This is a genomic window from Bradyrhizobium sp. USDA 376 (genome assembly GCF_054063675.1).
This window is the reverse complement of sequence record NZ_JBSSGN010000001.1, coordinates 7,477,523-7,494,295: the sequence shown is the minus strand read 5'-3', so window position 1 is coordinate 7,494,295 and position 16,773 is coordinate 7,477,523. Positions and strand designations below refer to the sequence as shown.

At 63.8% G+C, this 16,773-nt stretch carries 18 protein-coding genes; 9 read left to right on the top strand and 9 right to left on the bottom strand.

What is annotated here, in order from left to right:
• Positions 1-299: 299 nt before the first annotated feature.
• The 3 genes from ACVJ19_RS35225 to ACVJ19_RS35215 form a co-directional block, all read right to left on the bottom strand.
• Complete coding sequence (locus tag ACVJ19_RS35225) at positions 300-911, bottom strand: PilZ domain-containing protein (protein ID WP_026312634.1); 612 nt, start codon at positions 909-911, stop codon at positions 300-302.
• Positions 912-1,048: 137 nt separating this feature from the next.
• Entirely contained in the window at positions 1,049-2,290 is a 1,242-nt protein-coding gene (locus tag ACVJ19_RS35220; protein ID WP_453953654.1) for an MFS transporter, read from the bottom strand.
• A 275-nt stretch (positions 2,291-2,565) separates the two neighbouring features.
• Positions 2,566-3,045: a GNAT family N-acetyltransferase gene (locus tag ACVJ19_RS35215; protein ID WP_453953653.1), complete on the bottom strand. Its 480-nt coding sequence runs from the start codon at positions 3,043-3,045 to the stop codon at positions 2,566-2,568.
• A gap of 233 nt (positions 3,046-3,278) precedes the next feature.
• Here ACVJ19_RS35215 and ACVJ19_RS35210 point away from each other — a divergent pair, with 233 nt between their 5' ends.
• The 5 genes from ACVJ19_RS35210 (at position 3,279) to ACVJ19_RS35190 (ending at position 7,071) form a co-directional block, all read left to right on the top strand.
• Positions 3,279-3,917, top strand: coding sequence for a Clp protease N-terminal domain-containing protein (locus ACVJ19_RS35210; RefSeq protein ID WP_453953652.1), 639 nt, complete (start codon positions 3,279-3,281; stop codon positions 3,915-3,917).
• Positions 3,918-4,051: 134 nt separating this feature from the next.
• The gene (locus ACVJ19_RS35205) at positions 4,052-5,203 is read left to right on the top strand and encodes a zinc-binding dehydrogenase (RefSeq protein WP_453953651.1); all 1,152 of its coding nucleotides are present in this window, start codon (positions 4,052-4,054) and stop codon (positions 5,201-5,203) included.
• 48 nt (positions 5,204-5,251) lie between these two features.
• Positions 5,252-6,025 carry an IS5 family transposase gene (locus ACVJ19_RS35200; protein WP_014498128.1) on the top strand — a complete coding sequence of 258 codons (774 nt, stop codon included), beginning with the start codon at positions 5,252-5,254 and terminating at the stop codon, positions 6,023-6,025.
• Positions 6,026-6,039: 14 nt separating this feature from the next.
• Positions 6,040-6,456, top strand: coding sequence for a VOC family protein (locus ACVJ19_RS35195; RefSeq protein ID WP_453953650.1), 417 nt, complete (start codon positions 6,040-6,042; stop codon positions 6,454-6,456).
• A gap of 102 nt (positions 6,457-6,558) precedes the next feature.
• Positions 6,559-7,071, top strand: a complete 513-nt coding sequence (locus tag ACVJ19_RS35190; RefSeq protein ID WP_453953649.1) for a hypothetical protein — start codon at positions 6,559-6,561, stop codon at positions 7,069-7,071.
• Between the two features lie 18 nt (positions 7,072-7,089).
• On the opposite strand, the gene ACVJ19_RS35185 is transcribed toward ACVJ19_RS35190, so the two are convergent.
• On the bottom strand, positions 7,090-7,443 hold the full coding sequence (locus ACVJ19_RS35185; RefSeq protein ID WP_453953648.1) for a cupin domain-containing protein: 354 nt from the start codon (positions 7,441-7,443) through the stop codon (positions 7,090-7,092).
• Between the two features lie 116 nt (positions 7,444-7,559).
• Complete coding sequence (locus ACVJ19_RS35180; protein WP_453955269.1) at positions 7,560-8,300, bottom strand: metallophosphoesterase family protein; 741 nt, start codon at positions 8,298-8,300, stop codon at positions 7,560-7,562.
• Between the two features lie 848 nt (positions 8,301-9,148).
• Between ACVJ19_RS35180 and ACVJ19_RS35175 the strand changes: the two genes are divergently transcribed.
• Positions 9,149-11,089, top strand: a complete 1,941-nt coding sequence (locus tag ACVJ19_RS35175; protein WP_453953647.1) for a DEAD/DEAH box helicase — start codon at positions 9,149-9,151, stop codon at positions 11,087-11,089.
• Positions 11,090-11,166: 77 nt separating this feature from the next.
• On the opposite strand, the gene ACVJ19_RS35170 is transcribed toward ACVJ19_RS35175, so the two are convergent.
• Positions 11,167-11,463: a hypothetical protein gene (locus tag ACVJ19_RS35170; RefSeq protein WP_453953646.1), complete on the bottom strand. Its 297-nt coding sequence runs from the start codon at positions 11,461-11,463 to the stop codon at positions 11,167-11,169.
• A 129-nt stretch (positions 11,464-11,592) separates the two neighbouring features.
• Positions 11,593-12,099, bottom strand: a complete 507-nt coding sequence (locus ACVJ19_RS35165) for a GNAT family N-acetyltransferase (RefSeq protein WP_453955268.1) — start codon at positions 12,097-12,099, stop codon at positions 11,593-11,595.
• Positions 12,100-12,245: 146 nt separating this feature from the next.
• Between ACVJ19_RS35165 and ACVJ19_RS35160 the strand changes: the two genes are divergently transcribed.
• On the top strand, positions 12,246-12,632 hold the full coding sequence (locus ACVJ19_RS35160; protein ID WP_439368945.1) for a COG4315 family predicted lipoprotein: 387 nt from the start codon (positions 12,246-12,248) through the stop codon (positions 12,630-12,632).
• A 415-nt stretch (positions 12,633-13,047) separates the two neighbouring features.
• The gene (locus tag ACVJ19_RS35155; RefSeq protein ID WP_453953645.1) at positions 13,048-13,533 is read left to right on the top strand and encodes a phasin; all 486 of its coding nucleotides are present in this window, start codon (positions 13,048-13,050) and stop codon (positions 13,531-13,533) included.
• 278 nt (positions 13,534-13,811) lie between these two features.
• Here the strand turns inward: ACVJ19_RS35155 and ACVJ19_RS35150 are convergent, their stop codons facing one another.
• Positions 13,812-14,603: a Crp/Fnr family transcriptional regulator gene (locus ACVJ19_RS35150; protein ID WP_456739487.1), complete on the bottom strand. Its 792-nt coding sequence runs from the start codon at positions 14,601-14,603 to the stop codon at positions 13,812-13,814.
• 210 nt (positions 14,604-14,813) lie between these two features.
• Positions 14,814-15,368, bottom strand: a complete 555-nt coding sequence (locus ACVJ19_RS35145) for a PAS domain-containing protein (protein ID WP_453953644.1) — start codon at positions 15,366-15,368, stop codon at positions 14,814-14,816.
• Between the two features lie 452 nt (positions 15,369-15,820).
• On the opposite strand from ACVJ19_RS35145, the gene ACVJ19_RS35140 reads away from it, so the two are divergent.
• A complete protein-coding gene (locus tag ACVJ19_RS35140) occupies positions 15,821-16,642 on the top strand; it encodes a rhomboid family intramembrane serine protease (RefSeq protein WP_453953643.1) in 822 nt (273 codons plus the stop codon).
• Positions 16,643-16,773: the final 131 nt, after the last annotated feature.

Genomic DNA, 16,773 nt, shown 5'->3' with positions numbered 1-16,773 from the left:
CGCACGGAGCTTTTGAGTTGCCGCTAAGTCGACCAAGTCAAGTCGAGACGAATACAAGTAAAACCAGCGGCTAATTCGATCTATACTTGAATAAAACTCGTCTAAAATTTGAAATGACTGCAATTGATTCAAACTTTATCGATTAACGCGGAAACGCTGGCGGAACCGCCGTTTCGGCGCGCAGGCGGCCCTCGCGTTAACCCGCGCAGCGCCCGTCACAACGCATGAAAGAGGCGGCGTCCGCAGTGCGGAAGCCGCCTTTAGGGCTGGAAAATCAGTGGTTTTGGCGCGGTTGCGCTTTACCGCGCGGTAACGCTCTCTTCGAGTGTCTCGGCCGGCTGCTCGTGCATGAACTCCAGCGCGAAGCCGTCTTCGAGGTTTCGGACCACGCGGCCCTGGACCCGGCCGAGCAAAACTGTCGACTTCAGCGGCGGGCGGTTCTCGGCGGCGATGGCCGCGCCCGACAGCGACAGGTCGATGATGCGGCAGGTCATCTTGGTGCCGTCCTCGAGCGTCAGCACCGCGATCGGGTTGCGCGGCACGATACGGTCGTGGCGGCGGTCCTCGGGCAGGTTGAGGATGTCTCGGTTGGCGAGCCAGGTGAGCTGGGCCGCGAGCTTGTCGCGCTTCCTGGGCGTCGCCCCGATCGTCATGGCAAAGCCATTGTCGATGATACGGGTGATCTTGCCCTCGACGCGGCCGATATGGTCGAGATAGGCGACCACGCGGTCGCCGACATTGCCGATGCCGGGGGCGAGCAAAGCGAGGCCGCCCGGCGACATGTTGATCACCTGGCAGGGGAATTCGCGGCGGTCCGGCAGCATGTAGCGGCCGAGCAGGTGCACCTTGACCCGCTGGAAACGCCGACGTTCCTCGGCGGCCGGAAGAAATTTTTTGTTCGCCAACGCCATTTTCAACACCCGACCCCCCGCCCGGGCGGAGTCCGGCACGACCCTAAGGTGCATAGGGTTAATGACGCGTTAGGATCGGACGCGCCGGTTACGGACAGACACAATCGAATGTCACCTCCCGAGGGGGGCGCGACCGGTCAGGCCGTCCGCGTCCCCCGCCGATATAGCAGGAGCAGCAGCGTCAGCAGCACGGCGGCCGAGAGCCCGAGCGACCAGTGGATGCCGATCGCCGCGCCGAACACGCCGACCGTGATGCCGCTGAAGGCCCGCATGCCCAGCCCGGCCATATTATAAAGGCCGACGACGCGGCCGCGGATGTCGTGCGGCGCGTTCAGCTGCACCAGCGCCTGCGCCATGGTGTTGAACGAAAGCTCGAAGAAGCCCGCGAAGAACAGCAGCACGATCGCGACCGGATAGATCCGCATCGCGGCGAAGCCGAGCAGCGCCACGCTCCAGAGCATCGCGAGCGTGATCGCGGTGCGCGGCGTGCCCTTCAGCCGTCCCCAGGATTCCAGCGCGATGCCGGCGAGCAGCGCGCCGGCCGCATCCGCTGCGAGCAGCACGCTGTAGGAGACGCCGGGATCGCCATGGCCGAGATCGCCGGCAAAGCCCGGCATCTGGGCATGATAGGCATTGCCGATCATGAAGGAGGTGAGGCCGGCGAGCCACGTCATCGCCGTCAGCACCGGCTGCTTGCCGATGGCGCGGATGGTGAGCATGATGTCGGCTAGGCCGCGCACCGCAAAGCGCCGCGCAGCCAGGCTCTTGTCCCGCACCGGCGCCCAGAACAGCCACAGCAGCATCGGCAGGTAGAACAGCGTGTTGACGATGATGCCGTGCGAGGGGCCGAGCGTCAGCATGATGATCCCGCCAACGGCCGGTCCGACCAGGATGCCGAGGTAGCGCGCCATCGCGTTCAGCCGCACCGCGCTCGGCAGGTCGGCGGGGCCGACGAGGTCGTAGAGCAAGAGCTGGTTCGGCGTCTGCCACAGCACGCCGGCGCAGCCATGGATCACCAGCAGCAGCATCGCATGCCACATCTGGATGGTGTCGGTGAGGAAGAAGAAGCCCCATCCGGCCGAGGCGACGATGAACAGCAGCATGCCGCACTGGATGATCCGGCGCGGATCGAACCGGTCGGCAAGCCCGCCGACCGCGACGGAGAACAAGAGGAACGGCAGCCAGTGCGACAGCACGGCAAAACCGCCCAGCGTCGGCGAATGGAATTTCTGGAACACCACCCAATAGCTGATCACGTGCTCGATATTGTCGGCCATCATCGCTAGCACGTAAGCCGTGAACTGGAGACGATACGGCACGGATCTCATCGCCGCGAACGAGCCGGACGCGACCACGGGATTTTGGGGAAGGGGGTTCAAGCGGGCACCTGGGTGGAATTTCAACCGTCCGTACACGGTCGCTGGTGAAGGCTCAAGACACTTGGGTGTGCTCGAACATCAGCCATGCAGTGCCGCCACACCCACCGCCGTCATCCCCGCGCAACCGCGAAGCGGTTGTCGCTGGAGGTGCGCGCTCTTGCGCGCCTCGAAGGATGGGCCGCAAGCGCCCGTAGCCCATCCTTCGAGGCTCCCTTTGCGATGCTAAAGCATCGCAAGGCTCGCACCTCAGGATTACGGCGGTTGTGGTCACGAGACTAGCCCAGCGACTTCACGTAAACCGCATACGGCACACCCAAAATATCCGGCGCCTCGCGAATCCGGACAAATCCCATCCGAAGATACATCGGCAGCGCGACCGTCATGATCGGCGTCGTGTGCAGCGCGATCACCAGCGACTGGTCGCGCTCGGCGCGGCGCAGGCATTCTTCCGTCAATTGCCGGCCGATGCCCTTGCCGCGCGCGAGGGGATCGACCACCAGCATGCGGATGACCGGCCAGGCCGGATCGAAGAAGGCCGCCTTCGGCGCTTTCGGACCGACATAGGCGACGGCGCCGACGATCTGGCCGCCATCTTCGGCGACGATGATCTCGCCGGATTTGACAAGCTCCGGCATCTTCGCGACGTGAGTCATGAACAGCGGCCAGTCGGAATAGTGCTGCTCGAACTCCGCGAACGCCGCCAGAGCGACACGGACGATCGCGTCGGCATCTGCTGGCAGATAGTCACGCAGCATCGGCCTTGTCCTAAACCAGCAACTGCATCTAGACTATTTGCGATTTACACCGGGCGCCACTATTGGCAGGCGGCGGCCGGCGAGCCACCTTTCTCTCAGGTTGATACGACCTGCCGCTTGCACCCTTGCGGGAATGGTGAACGTATCGCACGCATGTCTTGGCCCCTTTGCCGAACAACGGGTCAGCAACGCAAGCACTGGCTTCCCGAACAGTTCAAGCAAAGGACAAAGCCATGCGCGACTTCCGCGATGCCAAAGCTATGGCGCACACGCTACGCGCCTCTCTCGTTTCCAAGGGTCTCAAGATTTCGGTTGCGGAAAGCCTTGAATTGACCGCCGAGCTGTTTGGCTTGGCTGACTGGAATACGCTTGCTGCTGCTATTCGGCGCGAACCGCCCGCGTCCGATACGGCCTCGTCCCAGCCGCCGCCTGCAAGCATCAGATGGCCTTCGGGATTTACCCGAGAACTCGATTTGACCCTGAAAAGGGCGCTCACCTACGCGCAAGCGCGAAAGCACGAGTTCGCGACGCTAGAACATCTCTTGCTTGCGCTGCTGGATGATCCGGATGCCTTGGAGGTGATGAAGGCCAACCAGGTTGACCTCGAGGCCCTGAGGCGAGCCACGACCTCGTACATCGATGACAAGCTGAGCACCTGGGTGATGATCAGCGACGAGCGCGACACGACGCCGACGGTTGCGTTTCGACGAGTGGCGCATCGTGCAACCGTGCGCAGCCTGCAACGCGAAACGAGCGGGCTGGACGTGCTGGCGACCATGTTCGGTGAGAACGCAAGTCCGGCGGTTTGGCTCCTGAGCGAGCAGGGAATGACGGGCGAACGTCTTGAGAGGACGCTTCCTCGCGCCAGTTGAGAGGAACGGCAAACGTTTCCCGTCCTTGCGGAGCTGAGATGCGCGCTAGGGTGTTTGCAATGCCGTATGGCTGTCATAGGCTGATCTCAGCCCGCACCCATCAATCATAACAGACGAGCACTGAGGAAACAGCCATGCAACAGATCCGCGTCTGCACCCACGCAGGGCCGGGCTCGGAGCCCGTCATCCGCACCGTGCCGTGGCCGAAGGTCGGCAGGAAGGCTGCGCTGATCAAGGTCGGCGCCTGCGGGGTCTGCGGCACCGACCTGCATATCCTCAAAGGACACTGGCCGAAGCCGCTGCCCTGGCCGTTCACGCTTGGCCACGAGCTCGGCGGCATCATCGTCGAATGCGGCGACGAGTTCACCGAGGATTTTATGAGCAAGCCGCTGACGGTCGGCTCCAAGGTGATGATCCCGCCGCTGATGCCGTGCGGGCGCTGCTATTACTGCATCCATTATCCGCAGACGGCGAACAAATGCCTGACGCCGGTCTATTACGGCCGCTATCTCGGCTTCGACAAGGCGCCGCACATGTGGGGCGGCTGGGCCGAATATGTCTATGTCGATCTCGAGATGCTGCCGGGCACCAAGATCTACAAGCTGCCCGACGACATGTCGCTGCGCCTCGGCGCGCTGTCGGAGCCGCTGACGTCCTGCATCCGGGCCTTCAACCGCGCGACCCGCGCCGGTGGCTTTTCCTGGGGCGACACGGTGGTGATCCAGGGTTCGGGCCCGATCGGCATTCTCGCGGTCGCGGCCGCCAAGGAGATGGGGGCGGGGCGCGTGATCTGCGTCGGCGCGCCGGAGGAGCCGCGGCTCAAGCTCGCGCGCGAGTTCGGCGCAGAAGCGACTGTCAACATCGAGGAGCTCAAGTCGCCGCAGGAGCGCATCGCGCGCGTGCGCGACATTGTCGGCGGCTTCGGTGCCGACCTCGTGATGGATTGCTCGGGCCATCCCACCGCCGGCCCCGAAGGCATCGAGATGCTGCGCGACGGCGGCACCTATGTCGAGATGGGCCAGTTCACCGACGCCGGCTCGATCGACACGTCATGGCACCGCATCTGCACCAAGGATCTCAACGTGCTGGGATCCTGGGGCTTTACCGGCAACGATCTGCCGCTCGGCGTCGACATGCTCTACCGCACGCGTGACAAATATCCGTGGCTGAAGATGCAGACGATCTACCCGTTCACGGAAGAGGGCGTCGCGCAGGCGGTGAAGGACGCGATGGCGATGAAGACGGTGAAGTCGACCATCGTGCCGTGGCCGGAGCTGGTGGACTAGAACCTATCTCAAAATTGAAGATCAGCGTCGATCGGCTATAAAGGAAAGATGATTCGGCTGACGGACGAGCAATGGGAGCGCATCCGGAAACACTTTCCGGAAGAGCACATTGCCGACGGCCGGCCGGGCCGGAAGCCGATTGCGACACGTCAGGTTCTCGAAGCCGCTCTTTGGATTTTGAACACGGGCGCGCAGTGGCACATGCTGCCGCAGTGCTATCCGAACTATAAGACCGTACACCGTCGCTTTCAGAACTGGTGTCGCAATGAAGTGTTGCGGCGCGTTCTGACCGATATAGCCAACGAACTTCGTGAGAAAGGCTTGCTCGACGAAGAGGAGTGTTTCATCGACGCGACCTTTGCGATGGCCAAAGGCGGCGGTGCAGAGATCGGCCCAACGAGGCGCGGAAAAGGCTTAAAAATCATGGCGATTGTGGATCGCCACGGTTTGCCGCTTTCAGTGAGCACGCATGCCGCGAACCATCACGAAGTGCGCTTGGTACAGCTCTGCTTCGACTTCTACATGATCGAGGCCAAGCCAGAGAACCTGATCGGCGACCGCGCCTATGACAGCGATTCGCTCGACGATGAACTGCGCTCACAAGGCATCGAGATGATCGCGCCACATCGTTCAAACCGAGTGAGGTCGCTCACCCAGGACGGCCGCAGGCTCCGTCGTTATACTCGGCGTTGGCTGGTCGAACGCTTCTTCGCCTGGATACAGTGGCGGCGGCGCCTGCTGGTCCGCTGGGAGTTCTATCCGCAAAACTTCCTCGGCTTCGTCCAGCTCGCTTGCCTGCTGATCCTGTTTCGACAATTTTGAGATAGGTTCTAGGCATGATAGACGAGAAGCCAAGCAAACCCCGCTCACCCTTCGGCGCCATCCGCGCGATCGACTACACCGTCATCTTCGTCCGCGACATGGCCGTGATGCGGCGCTTCTACGAGGACGTGCTCGCCTTTCCGCTCTCGCGCGAGCTCTCGCCGAACTGGATCGAGTACGCCTTGGGCCCCAATACGCTGGCTCTGGCAAAACCGAGCCGGACCGCTTCCGATCCGCCGACGCCGGCGGGCAGCGCCTCGCTGCAACTGGCCTTCAAGGTCTCACCAGCCGAGGTCGATCAATGCGCCGACGACCTCGTACGGCAGGGCGTGGCGCTGCTCTCGCCGCCGACGGACCAGTCCTTCGGACATCGCACGCTGTTCTTTCGCGACCCTGACGGCAATCTTCTGGAGGTCTATGCCGAAATCTGAGCCGGCCGATGCCCGAAAAGTTCCACCAGGAATTCGCAAGTTATTCACGCCTGGGTGAAACTTAAGTCCCAGTTCCGGCTTTCAGTTCGCGGGAGAGGTCTCGTGAAGCGAATCCTGAAACCCGTCACTTACATCCTGGCTGCGATCTACTTCCTGGTAGATGCGGTCTTCATGGCCGTGGCGATGCCGATTTCGCGCTGGATCGGGCGGCATTTCGAATTCAGGCGATTGCGCGCCTGGATCAGGGCGCTTCCACCTTATCCGTCACTCGCCTTGTTTTCCGTGCCCGTCATCATTCTGGAGCCGATCAAGCCCTTGGCGGCCTACCTCGCCGCGACCGGTCAGGTCGTGAGCGGTGCGGCGACATTCATCATCGGCGAATTGTTAAAGCTCGTGCTGGTCGAACGCCTGTTCCATCTCACGCGCGACAAGCTGATGCGGATTCCGGCCTTTGCCTGGACCTACGGGAAGTTCGCGGAGGCGAAGGCGTGGCTGCAGGCAACCGAAGCCTGGCGGGCCATCCGTGCTCTGAGCCGCGCGGCGAAGGACACGGTTGCGCGCGCAAAAGCCAAGCTGGTCGGTAGCTTCAGCAGGCTGGCGACCTCGAGGGACTAGGCGCAACTGCATTGGCACTCATGCGAGCTTGCGCGCAGCGGCGGTCGCCTTGTCGCCGGTGTTCGGGGTGCCGGTCGGCTCGATCAGCATGAGATGAACCTCCTCGCGGGCTACCGGGCGATGCTCGACGCCTTTAGGTACGACGTAGAGTTCGCCCGGGCCGAGCGTCACCGTCCGATCGCGCAGCTCGATGTCGAGACTGCCCTTCAGGACCAGAAAGAAATCGTCGGTGTCGTCGTGCTTGTGCCAGGTGAATTCGCCCTTCACCTTCACCACCATCACGTCGCAATCGTTGAAGGTCGTGACCGTGCGCGGCGACCAATAATCTCCAAAGGTCGCGAGCTTGTCGGCAAGCGATATTCCGTCGGCCATGGGCCCTCCAGTTTTGTTTTCAGTGAGGCACGATTTGGGATCGGGTAGCGGGCGCGACAAGGCCGTATTCGTTCACCGGTCGATCCTGCCCTGCGGAGGGTGCTCGGAGCCAGCTTCTATTTGACGTATCCGGACAACATGGCCTGTGCCCATTCAGGGCGGTTGTTGGCGAGTGCACGCGCCGAGGCCGCCTCCCAGTCGTATTCGAGAGCCAGAAGTTCGGCCTGCCAGCCCCTTTTTCGCTTCGTGATGATCGCATATCGGGCGTGCGGCGAGCGGTGTTCCAGTTTTGCGGCAAAGGGAATGTCCGCGAAAACCGGGCATCCGACGCTCCCCGGATTGAGGACCAGACACTCGCGCGGCCCGTGAACGACGGCCTGACGGTGGCTATGGCCACACAGCACCACGCGCGCCGCCGGCTCGCTCGCAAGGCGTGCCTCCAGCACGTCGCGGCGTGCCGGCACAAAGCGGCCGTCGTCGAGCGATTCCTCCAGCAGGCACGTCGTGTCGTTCTCGGGCGTGCCATGGCAGGCCAGGATTCCATCGTCCAGTCGCAGCTGGGAGGGCAGGCCGTGGAGTGCGCGACGCTGCTCCGCAGTCAATGCGTTGCGCGCAAACAGACCTGCCGGCGAGAGCTTGTCGTCCGGAAACTCCTCGATCCAGCGATCATGATTTCCTCGCACGGTCGGCAATGACAGCGACTCGAGTGCTTCGAAAGTCTCTTTCGGCCACAACGGGCTGGTGACGCAATCGCCAAGGTTGACCGTACGATCGACGCCGCGCGCCTTGATGTCGGCCAGCACGGCCTCCAAGGCGGCGAGGTTGCCGTGGATGTCGGAAATGACTGCCAATCGCATCGTCGTGCTCCCTATTCTATTTCGCCTGAGCTTAGTTCTGCCAGGTCGCTGGACATATCTAGCATCGGCCGATGGCACGTTCACCCACTTGCCATCCCTGATCGGGCTTTCCTTCACCACCTTTGCGCCTACCACCTTCGTGCCCTCGATCTCCCGCACGATCCGTTCGTCCGGCCCCACGATCCCGAGATCGAACTCGCGATCCGGCGTGACGAGGGTCAGGCGCTGACCGGCGATCACGACCACCGTCATGTTGTTGCGCTCGCCCTCCGCCGCCCATGCGCGGATGTCGCGGGCGTAGGGCTCCCTGCGCCAGGCGTTGGGAGAGCCCGGGTCGCAGCGGACTTCGATGCCGTCCTCCGAGGTGGTCAGGACGAGCTTTGACCGGCTTGGCTTCCATCGTTCCTCGAGGAGATCGTTGACCAGCCACAGGCAGGCGAAGTCCTCGCATTCACCCGGCCGCGTCGCGTAGATCGCGCAGCCGCGGCCGGCCTTGCAATGCCGGCACCAGGTGTTCGCGGGCTTGGCCAGCGCCTCGATGGCCATCACCTTGCAGCAGAGCGTGCAGTCGCCGCAGGTGCGTTTGACGGAGGACGTCACGCGGTCATTCCCATCCGATCCGGAGGGTCTCAGGTTAATAAAGGTAGCCGCAAAAATCCGCTGCAACCTTCAGGCGCGGGGCTCTCTCCGGAAAGCCATGCATCAAAGGCATGGTGATTTGGCAGCACTTGGCGTAAAGAGCCTCCAATCAAATCGCCAGCGTGCGGCCAGGCCCTTTGCCGCGCACGCCAGCTCAGGTCCGCCGGGTTCATCGTTCCGCGCCTGAATTAACCAAGGTTTCCCATCTCGTGTCTCTTCCGGCCCTGACCCCGCCGCTCGCCCGAGCTTTGGCCGAGCGGAACTATGATTCACTGACCCCCGTCCAGCTCGCCGTGCTCGCCCACGAAGCCACCAGCCGCGACCTTCTGGTCTCGGCCCAGACCGGCTCCGGCAAGACCGTCGCCTATGGATTGGCGATCGCCAAAAATCTTCTCGATGATGCCGAGCAGTTCGAGCAGGCCGGTGCACCGCTCGCCCTAATCGTGGCGCCGACCCGCGAGCTCGCGCTTCAGGTTCAGCGCGAGCTGGCCTGGCTCTATGGGCATGCAGGCGGGCGCGTCGTCTCCTGTGTCGGCGGCATGGATCCGCGGCGCGAGCAGCGCGAGCTGGCCGCTGGCGCGCACATCGTCGTCGGCACGCCCGGGCGGCTGTGCGATCATTTGCGGCGCGGCCGTCTCGATATCTCCGAGCTCGCCGCCGTCGTGCTCGACGAGGCCGACGAGATGCTCAATCTCGGTTTTCGCGAGGACATGGAATTCATCCTCGAGACCACGCCGGAGGCGCGCCGCACGCTGCTGTTCTCGGCGACGTTTCCGCGCGGCATCGTCGCGCTGGCCAGGCAATATCAGCGCGACGCCTTCCGGATCGAGGTCGCCGGCGACGAAGGCGGTCATGCCGATATCGAGTATCGCGCGATCCGCATCGCGCCCGCCGATGTCGAGCATGCCGTCGTCAACGTGCTGCGCTTCCACGAGGCGCCGAGCGCGCTGGTGTTCTGCAGCACGCGCGATGCCGTCAGGCATTTGCAGGCAGCGCTGCTGGAGCGCGGCTTTGCCGTGGTCGCCCTGTCGGGCGAGCTGACGCAGAACGAGCGGACCCTGGCGCTGCAGTCGCTGCGCGACGGTCGCGCCCGCGTCTGCGTCGCGACCGACGTTGCCGCCCGCGGCATCGACCTGCCGAGCCTCGACCTCGTCATTCATGCCGATTTGCCCAACGACGCCGAGGTGATGCAGCATCGCTCGGGCCGGACAGGGCGCGCGGGCCGGAAGGGGACGAGCGTCCTGCTGGTGCCGCCCGCGCGGCGGCGGCGTGCGGAACTGTTGCTGAACCTCTCGGGCATCGACGCGGACTGGGGCACGGCGCCCCAGGCGGACGAGATCCGCAAGCTCGATCACGCGCGCATGAAGGACGTGCTGTTCACCGAGGAGACGACTCCCGACGATCTGGCCTTGGCGCAGGCGCTATTGGCCGAGCGGTCGGCTGAGGACATCGCCGCGGCGCTCGCGCGACTTTACCGCGCGCGGCTGCCGTCGCCCGAAGACATCATTGATCCCGGCGAGCGGACCGGTCGGCCGCGCGACGAGCGTGGTCGTGACAGGTTTGATGGCGGTGACGATCGTCCGGCCAAGCCTCGGAAGCCCGGAAAAGCATCGTCGAAGCATGGCATGGGCGAGGCGAGCGTCTGGTTCCGCGCCGCGATCGGGCGGCGCAAGAATGCGGAGGCGCGCTGGCTGCTGCCGATGATCTGCCGCCGCGGCGGCATCGACAAGCGCGACATCGGCGCCATCAAGATCATGGACACCACCACCGAGTTCGAGATTTCCGAGCGGGTCGCGGAGTCCTTTGCCGCGAAGATCAAGCGTCCGGACAAGGAGGACAGCATCCGCATCGAGCCGATGGCGGATGCGCCGCAGCGGCAGGCGGATTCGGAAGAGCGGTCACACGCGCCGCGGCGCGAGCGCGGCGACAGCGATCATCGTGAACGTCAGGGCGACCGCCCGCGCGAGGCACGTGAATTCAAACCACGCGGCAAAGCGCTTGGCGAGCGCGGGCCGAAATTCGACGATGCGCCTTCGTTCGGAAAGAAAAAGAAGCACAAGAGCAAGCCGGGCCATGCAGAGCCTTCGGTCACGCCGTGGCCTGTCAAAGGTGCGCCGGGAAAGAAATCGAAGAAGAAGCGTCGCGGCTGAACGTCCGTCGTCCAGCGCAGACGCAATGATGCCGCCGGATTGCACCGGCGACATCATCTCGAAAGTCAGGTGTGGGCTCAGCGGCCACCGCCGCCACCGCCGCCACCTCCGCCGCCGCCACCACCGCCGGCATCACGCAGTGCCGAATTGTAGCGCGGGTCGGTCTGCTTCATGTAGGTGGGCGAGACATCGTTGGTGAGGCGAACGACGCGCCGTCCGCCTTGGTTCGGTGCCTCGACGAAGCCCATGCAGCCTTCGAAGAAAGCGGTGTCGCAGCCATAGGTCCGATACTGCGCCGCGTTGGCGCTGGTCGCGGTGAACGCAGCCGTCGCAGCGAATGCAATCAAGGCAACTTTCGACAATGTGAGTTTCATAGACATTCTCCAGTCTCGGTTCGGCGAGACCGGAACGGCCCGCACGGTTCTTCGACGGGAGCTGGCCGAAAGCGGTTCGAGGGCGCGGCTTCACGCCCGCGTGAGCCGAGCGGGGCTGGTGGAGAGGCGTTACGTCGCAGCGAGGTCGCGGAGCATGTAGGTCGCGCCGTTGCCGTAGGATGCGAGCTTTTCGCTTAATTCCGTGTTCGCCGTGACGGGCTGAAAGCCGAGGCGTTGCCACAGCGGCCGCGTGGCGTAGACCGAGACCAGCGCGAGAGCAGGGATGGCCGAAGCGCGAGCCAGTCCCTCGATTGCTACGACATAAGCGCGTGCTACACCGCCGCGGAAATCGGGCAGCACGGCGACGTCGTGCAGATAGATGCAATCCGCATCGTCGGGGATGAGTTCGAGGAAGACATCAAGCGGCGGAATCCGGTGCTGCTTCCAGGGATGCGCGAGGCCGTAACCAACGATCTCGTCGTCCGCGATGAGCGCGCGGCAGCCATCGGGATAGAGCCGCATCTTTTCCGCGAACACCTCGGCTCGTTCCGGAAGGTCGGGATGGATGCGCGCCGCGATCGCGCTGATCGCGGGCAGGTCGGAGGCGCGCGCGGGACGCCAATGCGGCTTGTTCATGTCGGTCCGTCGTTCGGTCTCACTCATTCCAGTTTATTCCGCCGCGCCGGTGCGCGCAGCGAAAAATATCTTGGCCGCGCGCGCAGGAATAGGACGCCTCGCGCGGCGTCCTACCCATGCAAGCCAATTGCATGACAGGAGACACCATGACGTCCTCGATCCGCCTCGCGCTCACGCTCGCCGTCTCGCTCGCGATCGTTCCCGCTGCCTTCGCCGCGCCGCCGACCAAGACCGGCAAGACCGACAAGGGCAACGTGCTCACCGACGCCAAGGGCATGACGCTCTATACCTTCGACAAGGATGCCGACGGCAAGTCGGCCTGCAACGGGCCGTGTGCGACGAACTGGCCGGTGCTGAAGGCTGAGGCGAGCGACGCCCCCGGCGACGGCTACACCATCATCACGCGCGACGACGGCTCCAGGCAATGGGCCTACAAGGGCAAGCCGCTCTACACCTTCGCCAAGGACCAGAAGCCCGGCGACATCACCGGCGACGGCTTCTTGAACGGTGCGTGGCATCTGGCGATGCCCTGACGGATCGCGCCCGGTGCGCCGTCTTACGGAGGCAGGCGCACCGGGTCGCACGCGGGCGCAAATCCGGCAAAAAAGATCGTGTTGCAAGCGCTATCATTTGCCTCGCAGCAGGGGCGTTGCTGCGCTGATCTCAAGTTGGCGCATGCGATCGCAACAACTTCAAAGATGCAAAGCGCGGTCTGCGCCGCTTCGCCGCATCCATTGCACAAATTCGCGCTGAGAGTCTGAAAGCGAACCGAACCGGGCAGTCTCTTCGGTCATAGTTGGTCCTGCAAGGGGACGGGGGCGGTTATCCGCAGCAACAATCCCACCGTGTTGAAAGTAGCAGTATTGGTGTCCTGGTGCGGCACGCACCTCGACGCCCGGGGGGAGTCTTCAATCCGTGATCTAGTTTCGCTTGAAAGGATGAAAGCCCGTGACTGATGCCAGTGTGAAAGTCGAGACGAATGCCGCTCCGCAAGACGTGGGGGCCAACGGAAGCGCAAAGCTCCAGTTCGACGTACCGTTCTTCAACATGCAGACGATGTTCGGCAGTTTCGCCGAGCAGGGCGCCACGCGGGCCCAGGCAAATTTTGCGAAGGTGAGGGCGACTTCGGAGGAAGTCACCACAGCTCTCTGCGATGCCTATTCGACCAATGCCAAGCGTGCCGCCGACTACGGCATCAAGCTCATCGAAATATCCCACGTCAATACCACCTCCACGCTGGACTTCATTTCCCAGCTTGTCGATGCGAGGTCGTTTGCCGATCTCGTCAACCTCTCCACCGCCCACAGCCGCAAGACCTTTGAAGCAACTTCGGCCCAGAACCGCGAACTCTGGGACCTCGCCCAGAAGGTCGCGACGGAAACGGCCGAGCCGATCAAGCAGAGCTTCAACCGGGTATTGCGTAGCGCTGCTTGAGTCGAAGCGGTTGGCCGCGCGGACCGGCTGGACGAGCGTCTTCGCAAGAAGAGGCGCCGTCCAGCCGGTTGCGGCCTCCCTCACTGTTGAGGTGATGCCAAGCTGGAGGAAATCACGATGGGTATGGTGATGATCAAGTGCCCGGAAACGGGAGACGCCATTCCGACCGGCATCGAGATGGATGGCGAGAGGTTTCGGTGCAGTGCGGTGTTCTTTTCGCGCACCTATTGCAGGATGTGCGCCGCGACGCACGAATGGTTCGCCAGAGAGGCGTGGGTCTACGAGTCGGTCTTGGCGAACGGCGGGTCCGGGGGTAGGCAGCCAATCCGCGCCGGCGCGGCGTGAAGGACCCTCGGCGCATCCTGCGAAACGATCCGATCGATCCTGCGGCTCATCACCTTGTAGCACTCACAGGCGATGATCTCGAGCCGGTGCCTGTCGATCTCCAGCTGGCCGCGCCGGTTGGACTTGATTGCCCGTGATGAGCGCAACGCGCTCACCACGTGCGTGACCGTGGTGCGGCGGACCCCGAGCAATTCCGACAGCGTCTCCTGCGTCAAGGGCAGGATGTCACCACCATCCGTCCGGTCGTGGATGTGCAGCAGCCAGCGGGCGAGGCGCGCCTCGACCGAATGCAGAGCATTGCAGGCTGCGACGTGCTGGAATTGCGTCAGCAGCGTCCTGGTGAGAAGCTGAACCGAACTTGCAATGGCGGGACTGCGTTCGAGCGCAGCGTGAAATCGCGCGGGCGAAATCTGCAGCGCCGTCCCGGCCACGCGGACGACCGCAGTCATGGGTGATCGGATCGGGCCGAGCGCCGTCATCAGTCCGACGGCACCGTCGTTGCCGATCACGGCAGTTGCCGCCGTCTGTCCGTTCGGCAACTCCATGATGAGGGCGATCGCGCCGCTGCAGGGAAAGGAGAGGTGCTCGATCTTGTCGCCCGACCGAACCAGGACTGCGTCGTGCCGGAGCTCGACTTTTCGCAAATGGGGTGCAAGCAACGCGAAATCGGCCGGCGGTAACGCAGCTAACAACCGATTACCAACTCTGGGCGCGTGCTCCATCACGGGAATCATCCCTGGACGGAGGCTCGGCAGACGCATCTTCACCAACCGAGCCGCGTTGCCGCTTGCCACGGCAAACGAATTAAACGCGTGTTAAAAGCTAACGTTCCGCTGGCCGATTGGCAAGCCGGTACGCGAATGAGTCTGAGCGCGATCAGGCCTCGAAGACCGCAGGCCGTTTGCAAAGCTGCGCGTCTGACGCGAGCGCTGCTCCTAGCGCAGCCCCTCATACACCATCAGCCCGCGTGCGATCTGCAGTTTGCGGATCGCGCGCGGCAGCAGCTTCTCCGGCTGATGCAGGTAGCGCCAGGAGGTGAGGGTGAAGGCTGAAAGCGCGCCGCATTCGTCGTCGAACGGCGCGAGCACGCCGGTGACGCTCACCGGCGTATGCGGGCGGGCGTTGAAGGGCAGCAGCAGGAGCTCGAGATGCGCCTTGCTGCCGTCCTCGCGCGCGGCGGTGACGCCGGCGATCGCACCAAGCGTCTCGTCGGCGACGATGGTCGCGATGTCCTCGATCTCGCTGCGGCTGGCCGCTGTGAACAGCGCCGTAAAGCTCCGGTCCTTGAGGTCGATCCCGGCAAGCGCGCAGACGCGGGTACCGGCAACGCGGAAGGGGAAGCCGAGATTGGGCTCGCAGGACAGCACGAAGATGTCGCCGAGCAGGCCGCGGACCGCGGCCGGATCGATGTCGGCCCGGTCAGGGGCCCGCGCATTGCCGCGCTTCTTGTCCCAATATGCGAAGAACGCGCGGCTCGACGGATGTTTCATGGCTGACGCTAACCCCGGGGCGCAACCTGGCGGGACAGATCTGTCCCGCTTCAGTGCACCCGCGATCCCTTCTGTTGTTGTGCAGGAGGGGATTTGCAGCGTCCATGCCGCGGGGGCGTTTTCACGCCTGTTGAGGCAGTCTTTGCGTCGTTAACGTTAAATTAACTATGCGCTTCGCGTCTCGCGCGGGACTGCTATGGTGACCGCGGTCGCAAGCCTCGCCGCTTTTCTCCAGGTTCTCGGCGGGGCCTGTACACAGGGCGTCAAACAGTTTGGCCACGGGCCGGGGAGGGGTGGGGATACACCTTCATTCCTCAGGTATCGGAAGGCCGACACGGACAGGCAGGGCTTTCCCAGGGCCCTGCCTTTTCCTTTTGTGCACTTGCGCAAGGCCGGCAAAGACGACTATCTCCAAGCCTGTCGCTCCGATAGGGCCTGAAAGCGAAGCTGCCTTGGATTCCCCGCAAGATTCGTCACCGCAAGGTCCTCAGCCGGGCCTGCCGGCCGTCCATGAGGAGGCTCCGCGCGAGCCGATCCTGACGCTGCCCGCGGCGCTGACCGCCTATATCGTGCTGCTGGCGGTGATCCATCTGCGGGTGCTGCTGCCGCCGGAGCTCGAGAACTGGACTATCGACGCCTTCGGCTTCATCCCGAAGCGCTACGATTCCTCGCTGCTCAATCTGCAGATCCCCGGCGGCGCCGGCGCCAAAGTCTGGAGCTTCTTCACCTATTCGCTGCTGCACGCCAATCTGACCCATCTCGGCTTCAACGTGCTGTGGCTGCTGCCGTTCGGCAGCGCGCTGGCGCGGCGTTTCGGCGCTGTCAGGTTCTTCGTCTTCATGGCGGTGACGGCGGCGGCCGGCGCGCTCGCCCATCTCGTCACCCATGAGCATGCGGTGGCGCCGATGATCGGCGCCTCGGCCTCGGTGTCGGGCGCGATGGCAGCCGCGATCCGCTTTGCCTTCGCCCGCGGCAGCTTCCTCTCCTTCAGCCGTTCGGACGCCGATACCGCCGCAAAAGTTCCCGCGCTGCCGCTGTCGCGTGCACTACGCGACGGCCGGGTGGTCGGCTTCCTCGCAGTCTGGTTCGGCGTCAACATCATCTTCGGCGTCGGCGCGATCGGCATCGATGCCGAGACCACCAGCGTCGCGTGGCAGGCGCATATCGGCGGCTTCTTCGCCGGCCTCTTGCTGTTCGCGCTGTTCGATCCCGTGCCGCGCGTGCGAAGCGATGCTGCGGATGCGTCATCACGGGACGCTTCTGACCGTGTTTGAAGCGGCGCTTGCGGCGCGGCCCGAATTCATCCATCATTCCCTGGAAGAATGTTCCGAAGCGACAAGCCCATAGCGGCAACGCTTCGACAAGCGCGCGAGCGTGAAACCCGCGCCAAAACTGTTAGTTGAAG